A 14,037-nucleotide genomic window follows, 5' to 3' on the forward strand; every position below is an offset into this window, starting at 1 on the left:
CTCCTTACATGTTTGCTAGTCCGGGGTCAATAAATGCCAAGATGGCACGAACGCCGATGAATGATAATACGAGGAACACCCCTAGACTCACGTATGTCATGATTTGTTGTGAACGGGGAGAAACTGTGATTCCCCAAGTGACGGCAAACGACCACAGTCCGTTGGAAAAATGGAACGTCGCGGCCAGTACGCCTGCAAAATAAAAAACGAGCATAAACGGACTGCTTAATATGTCTGCCATCATATCATAGTTAACCTCTGCGCCAAACTGCGCCTGAATCCTCGTTTCCCATACGTGCCAACTGATAAAGATGAGCAGAAAAATCCCGGTGATCCGTTGGATTAAAAACATAACGTTACGGAAAAAGCCGAACCTACGGGTATTGTTCTTACCGGAAAATGTAATGTAAATGCCGTAAATAGCATGGTATAGAAGCGGCAAGAAGATGAAAAGGATCTCCAATGCGTAACGAAACGGTAAATTTTCCATAAAGTTTGCGGCCGTGTTAAAAGAACTTGCGCCATAAACCGCAAAATGGTTCACTAATAAATGCTGAATAAGAAATGCACCCACCGGAATAACACCGAGCAGCGAATGCAATCTGCGATTCATGAACTCCTGATTCTGAGGCATCGATTAAGCTCCCCTCTATATTGCTTGCTTGTTTCATTTAGGATTAAAAACGATTCTTAGAAAACTTGGCTTTTCGCCAAGCCTTTATGGCGAAAAGCCTTAGTTGCACTTATGTAGGTAAGAAAGTTGATTTATACTTTCTTACCTACCAAAAAACGACGCGTTTCTCTTCTTTTAAATAATCTCTCTAGTCTCCTATCCTTTTTCTCTATAGATTCCTCCTTTTCGACACTGAACATGCACGGCGCTACAAGGTGGCCCCGTGAATCTTAAACGCATGGCTGTTGGCACCTTTAGACCAAGTATGTAATCTAATGAAGTCACACGTTCGTTCATCATTCCGACAATTTTATTGTACGCTTGCTCTCATTTATCGTCAAGAATCTCACTCGATGCCCAACGTTTTGACGGGAATGGTTTTGATCGAAAAAATTCGCGCTTATGTATAGTCTTCTTTTTCGTTAACGCTTATAATGGAAAAAGAAAGTGGGGAGGATTGTGTGTCAGAAACAGGTCGAAAATACAGTGATTATGGATACGAATTACTTAGGAAAACCTTGTTGCCGGAACTACTTAATGAAGATCATGATGCCATTATGTACTGGGGAGGGAAATTACTGGCCCGTAAAAACCCTCTCGATGACATAGAAGAAATTCCGCCGTTTTTCGAACGCGCGGGTTGGGGAAAAATTGAAAAACAGAAGGAAGGCAAAAATCAATGGAAATACGAATTACAGTTAATGAGCGATGAAAAAAATCCTGGGTTTTCCAGGCACTTGGAAGCGGGATTTTTAGCCGGGCAATTCGAACTCCTTTACGGAACAGTAGCGGAAACAACAATGGAAAAAAAACGAAACGGAATCAAACTCCACGTCTACATTGATCCGTTTCGAGAACGTTAAGGGCCTTTCAGTAGGCCCTTCACTTTTCTTGTAGCTTTTCCATTACAGCTCTCGCCACTTGATCGGGAATCGACGCCTGTCTAAAATCTTCAAGGCTCGCTTCCTTCATTTTTTTCATTGATCCGAAATGGCGTAACAATTTCCGCTTCCTTTTTTCACCGATGCCGGGGACATCATCCAGGACAGAAGAAAAGGCACTTTTGCTACGTGTTTGCCGATGAAAGCTTATGGCAAAACGATGGACTTCGTCCTGGATTCTTTGCAAGAGGTGAAACTCGTGGCTATCTCTCGGGAGCCGCACCGGGTTTGCATATTCCCCAAATAATAGCTGCGATGTTTTGTGCTTATCGTCTTTTGCCATGCCCGCGACGGGCAATGGCAAATTAAGCTCATCTTGCAAGACACTGATCGCCGCTGACAACTGCCCTTGTCCTCCATCGACGAGCACCAAATCGGGCAAGGGAGCTTCTTCCCGGAGCAAGCGCAGGTAACGTCTGCGAATCACTTCTTTCATGGACGCGTAATCATCCGGCCCTTGCACGTCTTTGACACGATACTTGCGGTAATCTTTTTTGTACGGTTTTCCGTCAGCAAACACGACCATGGCCGATACGGGGTTCGTGCCCTGGATATTGGAATTGTCAAACGCCTCTATTCGATATGGAGGATCGATATCAAGCACTTCCCCGAGTTTTTCCACAGCTCGTACCGTTCGTGCTTCATCACGCTCGATAAGGTCAAAGCGTTCTTTCAAGGCCGCTTCCGCGTTTTTTGTCGCGAGCTCCAACAGTTCTTTTTTTTGCCCGCGTTTCGGTTCCAACACTTTAATGCCGAGCATCTCCCTCATGTATGCTGCAGAGTCACTCGGAGGAACAATGATTTCTTTCGGCTTGAGATGGTTGTCATCCCAATAAAATTGCCCGACAAACGTCAAAAAATCCTCTTCCGGGGTTTGATAAAAAGGAAACAGGGACACATCCCGCTCAATCAATTTCCCCTGCCGGACAAAAAAGACTTGCACACACATCCAACCCTTGTCATAAGCGTAGGCGAATACATCCCGATTCGTCCCGTCGGTGGCCATCATCTTTTGTTTTTGCATGACAGCATCAATGTGCTCGATCTGATCACGCATTTCCTTTGCCCGCTCAAAGTTTAATTCTTCGGATGCTGCGTGCATTTTCTCTGCAAGCTCGGCGCGCACTTCGTGATGGCCATTATTTAAAAAACGCTGAATGTCATTTACGAGCGCTTCGTTCTTTTCTTGGGAGACCGGAAATTCGCAAGGAGCGAGACATTGGCCGATGTGATAATACAAACATACCCGATCCGGAAGCGTGCGGCATTTTCTGAGCGGATACAACCGGTCCAACAGCTTTTTCGTTTCATTTGCCGCCAAAGCGTTTGGATAGGGACCAAAGTAGCGCCCGCCGTCTTTTTTCACTTGCCGCGTTTTAATGAGGCGGGGGTGTTTTTCGTTCGTAATTTTTAAATAAGGGTACGATTTGTCATCTTTGAGCATTACATTGTATTTAGGCTCGTATTTTTTGATCAAGTTCATTTCCAAAATCAACGCCTCGATATTGGAAGACGTCAATATATACTCGAAATCTTCGATTTGCGTGACGAGCGTCTGGGTTTTCGTATCATGGCTCCCGATGAAATATGACCGCACCCGATTGCGAAGAACTTCCGCTTTGCCGACATAAATAACGACACCATTTTTGTCTTTCATTATATAACAGCCCGGATTTCTCGGAATCACTTCGCTTTTTTGTTTCAATGATTGCATCGTCGTCACCTCCCATCTTTTTGGATATTCCATTCATTCCTTAAAAACCTTGGCGTTCCGCCAAGCGCGGAAGCCGGAAGATAACTCCCCGTTTTTAGAAAACTTGGCTTTTCGCCAAGCTTTTATGGCGAAAGCCTTAGTTACACTTATGTAGGTAAGAAAATTGATTTATACTTTCTTACCTACCCAGAAAAGGCACTTTCCTGCTCCGGTCTCGGAAACCCGGCCGCCATTAAGCAAGAGGCTAACAGCCCGATTGGTTCCAACGCAAAGGATATGCGAATGTAACGTCAAAGTCCTTCCCCCATCGAAAAATGGTATCGCATCAATCGTCTAAGATGAATTTTTGTCCTTCTCGGGGCAGATCGACCTCCGTTTGAGGGATTACTTTACACTTCCGAGCAGGACGTGATTGGTTTTAGCCGACCTCTTTATCAGATGAAATGAACTCCTCTGATGGAAGTTTCACTGCATTCACAAGCGGAAAAAAGCCTGATGCAACACCAGGCTTTTTTCCGTCTGCTTTCATTTATCAACTCAACTTAGCTAATGTGCTTTTCCAACAATTCAACAAGCGCTTCTTTCGGTTGGAAACCAACGACTTGCTCCACTTGTTCTCCATCTTTAAATACCATTAGCGTAGGAATGCTCATTACGCCAAACTTGCCTGCCGTTTCTTTATTTTCATCTACATCTACTTTGGCAATGGTTATCTTGTCACCCATCTCGCCATCAATTTCCTCGAGAACGGGGGCAACCATTTTACAAGGACCGCACCATGTCGCCCAGAAATCAGCGAGTACGACGCCCTCGGATGTTTCTTGGGCAAAATCCTGATCCGTTACATTTTTAATTGCCATTTTTATAATCTCCTTTCATAATCTTCTTAGTTCATCCCACATGTGCATTGTAGCATTCAATTCATACCGCCGCTAACAATCTGCTTATTCCAGAAGTGAAGAGGCCGGAGATGAGATAAAGAGAGACAGCACACCTTTAATAAATGTTACTGTCTCTCCTTTTCCATGTTATTATGCGTCAGCTGTTACTTTTTTGAATTCTTCGATGAGCAACGGGACGATTTCAAATAGGTCACCGGTCAGGCTATAGTCAGCCACATCAAAAATCGGTGATTCTGCATCTTTATTAATCGCTACGATGCATTTTGAGCTGGACATCCCTGCCAAGTGTTGAATGGCACCGGAAATGCCTACGGCTATATAAAGATCCGGCGTAACGACTTTGCCAGTTTGCCCGATTTGCAAAGAGTAATCACAGTATTCGGCGTCGCAAGCCCCGCGTGAAGCTCCTACTGCTCCACCGAGAACGTCTGCAAGTTCATAGAGCGGTTCAAAGCCTTCGGAACTTTTTACGCCGCGGCCGCCGGCAACAATGACGTTCGCTTCAGCCAAGTCAACGCCTCCGCTCGTCTTTTTAACGACGTCTTTAATGACTGTTCGCAAATCTTTAATTTCGACGTCTACCGTATCCGTATTCCCGCTGCGGCTACTGTCTACTTCCAACGGCGGGATATTGTTCGGCCTTAGCGTTGCAAAAATCACGCCGTCCGTGACAGTTTTCTTTTCAAACGCTTTTCCGGAATAAATCGGGCGGGTGAAAATGACTTCATCTCCGTCTACTTCTACATCAACAACGTCGGACACGAGTCCGCTGTTCAATTTTGTCGCGACACGCGGCGCCAAATCCTTTCCGGGGGATGTGTGGGGAAGGATCAAGGCATCCGGTGATTCTTTTTCGATCACTTGCAGGAGCGCTTGTTTATAAGCATCGGTCGTGTAGCTTTTCAAGTTTTCATTTTCAGCAACCAATACGCGATCCGCTCCGTGGTGAATGAGATTCTCGCTCAAATCACTTACACTATCGCCGCATAAGAGGGCTACCACTTCATTATCTCCGGCAATCTTTCGTCCGGCTGCAACCGTTTCGAAACTGACATTTCTTAATTCGCCTTCACTGACTTCTGCAAGTACCAATACTTTTTCAGGCATGAATGGGCCCCTCCTTTATATGACTTTGGCTTCGTTTTTGAGTAGATCGACAAGTTCCCGAACCTGTTCTGCTGGTTCGCCTTCCAATTTCTTACCTGCTTCTTTTTCCGGCGGCAAGTAGCGATCAACCGTTTTTGTTTTCGCTTCCAAATCATCTTCATCCAGATCGAGATCATCGAGATCCAGTGTATCCAACGGTTTTTTCTTCGCTTTCATGATCCCAGGCAAGGACGGGTAACGAGGTTCATTCAAGCCTTGCTGGCACGTAACGAGTAAAGGAAGCTGCGTTTCGACAATCTCAACGTCCCCTTCGATATCACGTTCAATATTCGCGGTCGTTCCATCGATTTCGAGTTTTGTAATCGTTGTCAATTGATTGATATCTAGTTTTTCGGCAAGTCGCGGCGCCACTTGGCCGGCTCCGTCATCCACGGCAACGTTTCCGCCCAGGATAATATCATATTCTTTATCTTTGAAATAAGCAGCCAACATTTCAGAAATCGTGTAATGGTCCACTTCCTCATCCAAGTCTTCCGTATCCAGGAGCACTGCTTGGTCCGCTCCCATGGCAAGCGCGGTGCGCAATTCCTTTTCCGCTTCTTCATCCCCGACAGTGACGACGGTAACTTCCCCGCCATGGGCATCTTTTAGAACGATAGCTTCTTCGATCGCGTATTCATCATATGGATTGATGACAAATTCTGCACCTTCTTCGTCAATCACGCCATCGTTGATTTCGACTTTCTCCTCTGTGTCGAAGGTTCTTTTCATAACGACATAGATATTCATGCTTCTCTCCTCCTTTTTTTTCTAAAAGAATACATAAACTGAGATGCTCTATGAAAGCTTGGGCGCGCTATTCAGACAAAATGCGTCCTTCATGCGTCTGTACTTAAACTACCACTTTTGAATGCTCCTAGCAACATTTCAAATGCAGGTTTTGAAAGATTTCTCAAGTCATATTTGCGCTCTTTCATCACCCAGTTGGTCACCATTTCATCAACGGTGCCAAAGAGCATCTGTCGCCCAAGTTTTTCATCAAGGGTTTGACTGAAGATTCCCTCCTCTTTCCCGCTCTTAATCACTTCTTCCATCAAATGCACGTACACTTTGAGAACCTCATTGATCTGCAAACGCAAGTCACGTGCGGATTGGCGCATTTCCAATTGCATGACAACGCTTAAATCCGGTTGAGCTGAAAACTGGGCAAAATGCATATGGACAATTTGCGATAACTTCTCTTCTGCGTTGTGGCATGTTGCCATTCGGTCTTCAATTGCGGAAATGAACCCTCCCATTTTCGTTCGGAAAAGAGATACAAGAATATCTTCTTTATTCTTGAAATAGAGGTAGATCGTACCGTCGGCCACGCCTGCTTCTTTTGCAATTTTGGAGACTTGGGCAGCGTGATACCCATGGTTTGCAATAACGGTAACTGCCGCGTCAATAATTAACTGGTATTTTTGAGAGTTTTTCTTATCTAAAGCCATGATTTCTCCTTACGCGCTTTTAGATCAATGAGCGATGCCTAAATATATGAATGATTCTTCATTCATTTTAACTTAAGGGAATATCGTTGTCAAATGGGACCGTCCCCTCATCCATGTTTCTTCTCTGCCTCAATTGCCTCTTGTTTCTCCATTTCTTCTTCGACAAGCGCGCGCCTTAAAACTTTCCCGACAAATGTCTTCGGTAACTCTTCCCTTTGTTCAAAAATACGGGGAATTTTATAGGCTGCCAGTTTTGAACGGCAAAATGCTTCAAGGTCTTCGTGAGTCGCCTCTTGTCCTTCTTTCAATACGACAAATGCCTTTACCGTCTCTCCCCGATACGGGTGTGGCACACCGACCACCGCTGCTTCAAGAATGGCTTCATGCTCATAGAGAATTTCTTCCACTTCTCTCGGATAGATATTAAATCCTCCGGCGATGATCATATCTTTTTTTCGGTCGACGATATAGAAAAAACCATCTTCATCTTGATATCCCATGTCCCCGGTTTTAAACCAGTCACCGCTAAAAACCGCGTTCGTCTCCTCTTCTTTCTTCCAATACCCTTGCATGACCTGGGGTCCGCGTACGGCAATCTCCCCAACTTCATTGATAGGGGCGATGTCCCCGCTCTCCTGATCCAAAGCTGCCATCTCCGTATCCGGCCACGGCAAGCCGATACTGCCGTTCTTATTCATCTCCCAAATCGGATTGGCAGACGCCACCGGCGAGGTTTCGGTCAATCCGTACCCTTCAACCAGTTTGCCTCCCGTTTTCTCTTCAAATGTAAGTTGAACTTCTCTCGGTAACGGTGCCGCTCCACTCAAACAAGCCTTTATCGAGCTCAAGTCATGTTTTTCAATATCGGGGTGATTCGTTAATCCAATGTACATGGTAGGGGCACCCGGGAACATCGTTATTTTTTTCTTTTCAATCGTCTTTAGAATTTCTTTCGGATCGAATTTCGGCACGATGACTAACTCGGCAACATTTAATATTCCAAGATTCATGGCCGTCGTCATTCCGTAGACGTGGAAAAAAGGGAGGGCTGCCAAAATCCGCTCTTTGCCTCTCTCGGTTTTATACATCCACCGGATGCATTGCTCGGTGTTAACGACAAGATTATAGTGGGTGAGCATCACGCCTTTGGGAGCGCCTGTCGTTCCGCCCGTATATTGAATCAAAGCCAAATCTTTTTTCGGATCGATGGCCGGGCTCTCGAATGTCTTGCTTGCATTCGTCACTGCTTCCTTCCAGTTATGCGTCCCGTTATCGTATGTTACTTCAATTTTCATCCCCATATCTTTCTTTTGGATATAAGGATAGATTTTGTTTTTCGGGAATGGCAAGAAATCCTTAATGCCGGTGACAAACACATGTTCCAGACCAGTATTTTGCCGAACCTTTTGCACACGCGGATAAACCATGTCCAAACAGACGAGCATTTTTGCGTCCGAGTCAACCAGTTGTTGTTCAATTTCCCTTTCGACGAACAGAGGGTTCATCTGTACAACGACCCCGCCGGCAAACAATGCTCCATAATAGCAAATCACCGATTGGGGCGTATTTGCAAGCATTATCGCCACGCGGTCGCCTTTTTCAAGACCTAGCGTTTTCAGGGCATTTGCAAATTGAAGGCTGTAATCAAGCAACGCTTGATAGGTTAAGGATTTCCCTTTAAAATGAATGGCTGTTTTCTCCGGGTATTCCTCAGCGGCTGCTTGCAAAAATTCGTGCAACCCTTTTTCCGAATATGGATAAGAAGGGGCTACCTCTGCCGGATAATTATTCAGCCAAGCATGTCTTTCTTTTGTCGTCATGTCTCTTCCTCCTCCTGATGACTATTCAATGTCCCCTTTCTCTATCATAATGCAAACGCTCTCATTAATAAAGTGAAACTTTTCTTTTTGATTTTTTGCTAAAATCTATAATTTTAGTGTGCAACCGCTGCGGAAAAATACTTTGAGCTTGAGATCAGCCTCCTCGAAAAAAGAAGTAAGGCCTTATAAGCACGAAATCGGTGAAAACGCTGACGATTCGGCCTAGAATGAAGGGGGCAACCGTAATCTTATCCGAAAACGGCTCGATACGATATAAAAAGCGGAGCTTTCGTAAAATTATAACGCATAACTACTCTTTGCGATAGAATGACTGAAACGATCCGCGAAATAATAGCGCATAGTGGCTTTTTGCGATATAAAAACGGCGATAGCGCTGAAATTATATCGTAAGCTGTCCCCATACGATATAAACTTCTGTTAAGAGTGGTGCGACTCCGAACCTAAATGGAAACAGAGAAACATCCTCGAAATATTGCCTCTTTTTCGGGCACGTTTCCCGTTTTTGTGTCCGATGTTTGTTACCCTTGTGTGTATTTGCTGCTGTCTCTTGGTCCTTTTGGTGGACCGGTCAAGGATTAATCATTTCTGAAACACACTAATAGGGCGCTCGACGACATAACACTTGGCGGTTGTCGTTCCAAATCTTCATGGCAATTGTCGGTGAGAGAATTTATAACATAACCACTATAAAGCGATCGCCAGATAGATGACTCCGATGAGAATAAAACCTATACAGCATGTGATTAATATTTTTCCCAGCGTTTCCATGCATTTACCCTCCCAGTTCAATGTTTCATAAGTACTTTCCTGCCGGAAGACGGTAACGGTCCATCATTAGTGGCTAAAAAAAGCCACAATATACTTCATATACAAAAAAGCGCTACTCCGGGGTGTGATAAAGAGTTTTATTCTACCTCCAATTGGCCCTTTCAGCGTCCCTCGGATCAGCAGTTTTTGCCATTTCGGGGGACGCTAGACCTTTCATCGTCCCTCCGATCAACAATTTCTACCATTGCGAGGGTCGCTGTGACCGCTTTAAAAAGACTGTAACCACTGCTCGGAGGTGCGATGGATGTTAATCCGCTTTATCAATCTATCGGTGAAGCGTGAATAGACGTTTAGGAAATATTTAACCTTATCCCATCTGAGGGCGGAGTCGGGTTTGGCGAATCCCTTAGGGACAAGGACGATTCTCACAAGGTAAGATTGCTGGTATTTTCCACTAGATAAAGAAAAGGGCGCGTTCGCCCCCTTATTATTTTAATTCGACAACCGTATTGCCGATCCCGCCTTCATTCATTCCGCCGTCTCTTGTATTTTTAACACTCGGGTGTTTTGCCAGCAGTTCTTTTACCCCTTTGCGCAAAGCGCCTGTTCCTTTGCCATGAATGATATGAACACGCCCATATCCGGCAAGCACAACTTCATCGAGGTATTTTTCCACCTCTGTCATGGCATTTTCATAACGTTGGCCGCGCAAATCCAATTCCGGTTTCACATGAGACGAACGTCCGGAGACACGCGTGACGCTTTTCCCGGCTTTTTCAGGCTTTGGCTGCGCCGTTTTTTCCAGGTCGTCTGCCTTTAATGTCATTTTCATAATTCCAAGTTGGACACTATATTCATCTTTCCCGGATGTTTCCACGATGTGTCCGCCTTGATTAAAGCGGGGCACGAAGACTTCTTCGCCCGGCTCGTAAGTCGCTACTGTTTGCGCTTTTCTCTTCACTTGTTGTTGCTTTTTCGTTAATTGAGGGGGTGCGTCTTCAAGGCCTTTTCGTGCTTCAATGAGCTCATGCTCTTTCACTGCATGGCCTTCTTGTTGGAGACGGCGTAAGTCGGCAACAATTGCTTCCGCTTCTTCTTTTGCCTTGCCCACTTCCGCTTTTGCCTTTTCTTCTGCTTCCTCGTAGATCGACTGTTTTCGGTTTTGCAATTCCGTAAACGCGCGGTCCAATTCGCGGTGCAGTTTCTCCGCCTGCCTCCGCGTTTCATCCGCTTCTTCTTGGGCTTGTTCCGCTTCTTGATAGCGAGTCTCGAGCGACGTAATCATTCGTTCCGCCTGCTTCGTGTCAGCGGCCATTTCGCTTTCGGCCGCTTCTATAATGTTTTCCGATAGGCCGAGACGGCGGGAGATGGCAAATGCGTTGCTACGCCCCGGGACTCCCGTGAGCAGCCGATACGTGGGACTTAGCGTATCTACATCAAACTCAACACTGGCATTCATCACGCCACTTCGGTTATAAGCATAGCCTTTCAGTTCCGTGTAGTGGGTGGTAGCTACCGTGCGGGCGCCGCGGTCGTGGACTTCATCCAAAATGGAAACGGCGAGTGCCGCGCCTTCGGCGGGATCAGTTCCCGCCCCCAATTCATCGAATAAAACAAGGCTTTGATCATTGACGTCTTGCAAAATGGAAACGATATTCGTCATATGGGAAGAAAACGTGCTTAAGCTTTGCTCAATGGATTGTTCATCGCCGATATCGGCAAAAATATTCGTGAAAACGGTCGCTTCCGCTTTTTCCGCGGCCGGCAAAAATAAACCGGATTGGGCCATAAGCGTAAAGAGGCCAACGGTTTTTAAAGCGACGGTTTTGCCGCCGGTGTTGGGACCGGTAATCACAAGCGAATAATAGTCCCCCCCGATTTCCAAATCGATGGGGACGACATCATCAGCATCCAATAACGGATGGCGGGCTTGGGGGAAATAAACGTAGCGACGGTCATTCAGTTGTGGTTGCACCCCTCTGATTTCCCGCGCATACAGGGCTTTTGCGGAAATAAAATCAAGCTGGGCAAGGATATCGGTATTACTTAATAATGGCTCGCCTTCTGCGGCTACCTCTTCCGTTAACATCCGCAAGATCCGTTCAATTTCCTGCTTCTCTTTCATTTTTGCTTCCCGCCGTTGATTATTCGCCGTCACGACGGATTGCGGTTCAATAAACAGCGTTTGCCCGGAGGAAGATTGGTCGTGGACAATCCCGCCAAATGCGTTTCGATAGGCTTGTTTTACGGGAATGACGTAGCGTTCGTTCCTTATTGTTACGACCCGATCAGAGAGCTTGGTTTCCGCATCTTTTGAACGCAGAATCTGGTCAAGTTTCGAACGGATCGTTGATTCAAACGTGCGAATTTGTTGTCGTGCCGTTCTTAAGGCGTCACTCGCGCTATCGAGCACATGGCCATCTTCACTAATTGTTCTTTGGATGGCCGCTGCCAAGTTTTTTAACGGAAAAAGATCCGAGATATAGGCGTCCAAATGAGGGAGTGAAAGCTCTTCTTCCTCTTCGAGCAATTGCTCGATAAATGCCTTCAGTTGGTTTCCGGCACGAATGGTGTCATTAATGTTCGTAAAATCTTGAGGGTCGAGGACGCTCCCAAGTTGAGCCCGTTTTATTTCGGCGCGAATATCATGGACGCCTCCGAGGGGGACGTGTCCACGAAAACGAAGAACTTGCTCCCCCTCGGCCGTTTCCTCCTGGGCATGCTGCACAGCCGTCAGTTCCGTATGAGGGGAGAGATCACGGATTTTTTCTTTGCCTAAGTCAGATGCTACGTGTGCCATTAGCTGATTTTTCATTTTTTGGTACTCTAACGTTCGTAGCATATCCTCCTGCATAATTGCACCTCATTTTTCCGTCAACATTCGTTTGTTTTTTAAATGGCTTTCCAATTTTTCCAACGGCCACGTATTCAGCACTTGATCCGCAAGGAGAAACGCCTTCTTTGCCGTGCCGATGCCAAACGCCATTTGGCCCAATCCTTCAGCACGGTGCGCATCGGTGTTGATGGCAATGGTTACTCCTTGGTCGACCGCGCGTTTGAGCGCGTCTGCAGACAAATCCAAGCGGTTGGGGTTTGCATTCAGTTCTAACGCCGTCCCTGTTTCTGCCGCCCGTTTGAAAAGCCAGTCCAAATCCACCCCGTATCCTTGCCGCTTGCCGATAAGGCGGCCCGTCGGATGGGCAATGAGATCAACACATGGGTGGTCCAGCGCTGCATTTAAACGCGCGTGGATGGTTGCTTCCGATTGAGAGAAAGCGGAATGGATCGAAGCGATGACAAAGTCCAGTTGCCGAAGCGTTTCATCCGTGTAGTCGAGCGTGCCGTCAGGTCTGATATCCATTTCTATGCCGGAAAAAATCCGAATGTTATCGAATTTTTCATTGGCTTCTCGGATGTCCTCTTGCTGGCGGAGCACACGCGCCTCGCTCAATCCGTTCGCCACTTGCAAAAAGCGGGAATGGTCGGTAATGGCCATGTACGTGTACCCGCGCTCGATTGCTGCTTTGGCCATTTCCTCGATGGAGTTCGCACCGTCGCTCCACACGGTATGCGTGTGGAGATCACCCATCACCTGTTGTAAATCAATATTTTCCCGGTTTTTTTGGTACCATTCCGTTTCAATCGTCCCTTCCCTTGCCTCCGGCGGGATATTTTCCAAACCAAAATGGGCAAAAAAATCCTTTTCGTTTCGGAAAGTAGTGATTTTGCCTGTTTCACTATCTTCAACGCCATATTCATTAATCTTCTCGTTTTGTGCTTTCGCGATTCTTCGCATGAGCAGATGGTGGTCCTTGGAACCGGTAAAATGATGGAGGGCACTCGCGAATGCATCGTCGCTCACGATTCTAACGTCAACGTTAACGGGGTAGCCCTTGTCCAATTGCAATGACACTTTCTTTTCCCCATCAGCGACAACCTCGGCAATGCCGGCCAACGCTTTGAGTTGATCCCGCACGTGTTCGGGATCATCGGTTGAGATGACGTAATCAAGATCGCGAACCGTCTCTTTTAGGCGCCGTAAACTTCCTGCCCGGGCAAAACGATTGACCACTGTAAACTGTCTCAACGCTGCTTCCATTTCTTCCGCCACCTGTAACATAAAAGCAACCGGCAAGCGTTCGGGACGCTCATTGGTTGCATTTAATGCGTCGAGGATTTTTTCTTCTGTTTTCGCCCCGAATCCCGGTAACGTTTGGACCTGTTTTTGTTCACAAGCGTCTTTTAACGATGCAGCATCTGTAATCCCGAGTTCTTGATAAAGCTTTCCGACTTTTTTTCCGCCCAACCCGGGCAATTGCAAGAGAACAGGCAAACCCGCAGGCACTTTGGCTTTCAACTCATCCAGCACTTCGCTTTTACCGGTATCCCTAAGCGCTTCGATGACAGCGGCCGTCCCCTTTCCGATACCGTTCAACGCTTCGGGACGCCCGATCTCTTCAAGGGTACGCGCTTCACGCTCCAACGCTTGCGCCGCTTTACGGTAGGCGGCAATTTTAAACGGGTTTTCTCCTGCAATTTCTTGATAAATCGCAATCGTTTCCAACGTCTGCATCACTTCTTTTTTATCCAAAGCCTCTCCC

The 14,037-nt window shown here is 46.4% G+C and carries 10 protein-coding genes; 1 reads left to right on the forward strand and 9 read right to left on the reverse strand.

Going from position 1 to position 14,037, the window contains the following annotated elements; genetic code table 11:
- Positions 1-4: 4 nt before the first annotated feature.
- Positions 5-634, reverse strand: a complete 630-nt coding sequence (locus HUG15_RS17330; protein ID WP_200124284.1) for a succinate dehydrogenase cytochrome b558 subunit — start codon at positions 632-634, stop codon at positions 5-7.
- A 500-nt stretch (positions 635-1,134) separates the two neighbouring features.
- On the opposite strand from HUG15_RS17330, the gene HUG15_RS17335 reads away from it, so the two are divergent.
- Complete coding sequence (locus HUG15_RS17335; protein ID WP_200124285.1) at positions 1,135-1,536, forward strand: DUF2507 domain-containing protein; 402 nt, start codon at positions 1,135-1,137, stop codon at positions 1,534-1,536.
- A 19-nt stretch (positions 1,537-1,555) separates the two neighbouring features.
- Here the strand turns inward: HUG15_RS17335 and uvrC are convergent, their stop codons facing one another.
- The 8 genes from uvrC to polX form a co-directional block, all read right to left on the reverse strand.
- Entirely contained in the window at positions 1,556-3,328 is a 1,773-nt protein-coding gene (gene uvrC / locus HUG15_RS17340) for an excinuclease ABC subunit UvrC (protein WP_200124286.1), read from the reverse strand.
- A gap of 542 nt (positions 3,329-3,870) precedes the next feature.
- Entirely contained in the window at positions 3,871-4,188 is a 318-nt protein-coding gene (gene trxA, locus HUG15_RS17345; RefSeq protein ID WP_142088819.1) for a thioredoxin, read from the reverse strand.
- Positions 4,189-4,359: 171 nt separating this feature from the next.
- A complete protein-coding gene (locus HUG15_RS17350) occupies positions 4,360-5,337 on the reverse strand; it encodes an electron transfer flavoprotein subunit alpha/FixB family protein (RefSeq protein WP_200124287.1) in 978 nt (325 codons plus the stop codon).
- Positions 5,338-5,352: 15 nt separating this feature from the next.
- Entirely contained in the window at positions 5,353-6,126 is a 774-nt protein-coding gene (locus HUG15_RS17355; protein ID WP_200124288.1) for an electron transfer flavoprotein subunit beta/FixA family protein, read from the reverse strand.
- Between the two features lie 89 nt (positions 6,127-6,215).
- Positions 6,216-6,827, reverse strand: a complete 612-nt coding sequence (gene fadR, locus HUG15_RS17360) for a fatty acid metabolism transcriptional regulator FadR (protein ID WP_200124289.1) — start codon at positions 6,825-6,827, stop codon at positions 6,216-6,218.
- A gap of 107 nt (positions 6,828-6,934) precedes the next feature.
- A complete protein-coding gene (locus HUG15_RS17365; RefSeq protein ID WP_200124290.1) occupies positions 6,935-8,647 on the reverse strand; it encodes a long-chain-fatty-acid--CoA ligase in 1,713 nt (570 codons plus the stop codon).
- A gap of 1,276 nt (positions 8,648-9,923) precedes the next feature.
- Positions 9,924-12,290, reverse strand: a complete 2,367-nt coding sequence (locus HUG15_RS17370) for an endonuclease MutS2 (protein WP_200124291.1) — start codon at positions 12,288-12,290, stop codon at positions 9,924-9,926.
- Between the two features lie 9 nt (positions 12,291-12,299).
- Positions 12,300-14,027 carry a DNA polymerase/3'-5' exonuclease PolX gene (gene polX / locus HUG15_RS17375; RefSeq protein WP_200124292.1) on the reverse strand — a complete coding sequence of 576 codons (1,728 nt, stop codon included), beginning with the start codon at positions 14,025-14,027 and terminating at the stop codon, positions 12,300-12,302.
- Positions 14,028-14,037: the final 10 nt, after the last annotated feature.

The sequence above is a fragment of the Salicibibacter cibarius genome (assembly GCF_016495725.1).
GTDB classification, from domain to species: Bacteria; Bacillota; Bacilli; order Bacillales; family Marinococcaceae; genus Salicibibacter; species Salicibibacter cibarius.

Bases quoted from the DNA above. Each gene is read 5' to 3' on its own strand.
- HUG15_RS17330 (WP_200124284.1), bottom strand. From the start codon at position 634: ATGCCTCAGAATCAGGAGTTCATGAATCGCAGATTGCATTCGCTGCTC.
- uvrC (WP_200124286.1), bottom strand. From the start codon at position 3,328: ATGCAATCATTGAAACAAAAAAGCGAAGTGATTCCGAGAAATCCGGGC.
- trxA (WP_142088819.1), bottom strand. From the start codon at position 4,188: ATGGCAATTAAAAATGTAACGGATCAGGATTTTGCCCAAGAAACATCC.
- HUG15_RS17350 (WP_200124287.1), bottom strand. From the start codon at position 5,337: ATGCCTGAAAAAGTATTGGTACTTGCAGAAGTCAGTGAAGGCGAATTA.
- HUG15_RS17355 (WP_200124288.1), bottom strand. From the start codon at position 6,126: ATGAATATCTATGTCGTTATGAAAAGAACCTTCGACACAGAGGAGAAA.
- fadR (WP_200124289.1), bottom strand. From the start codon at position 6,827: ATGGCTTTAGATAAGAAAAACTCTCAAAAATACCAGTTAATTATTGAC.
- HUG15_RS17365 (WP_200124290.1), bottom strand. From the start codon at position 8,647: ATGACGACAAAAGAAAGACATGCTTGGCTGAATAATTATCCGGCAGAG.
- HUG15_RS17370 (WP_200124291.1), bottom strand. From the start codon at position 12,290: ATGCAGGAGGATATGCTACGAACGTTAGAGTACCAAAAAATGAAAAAT.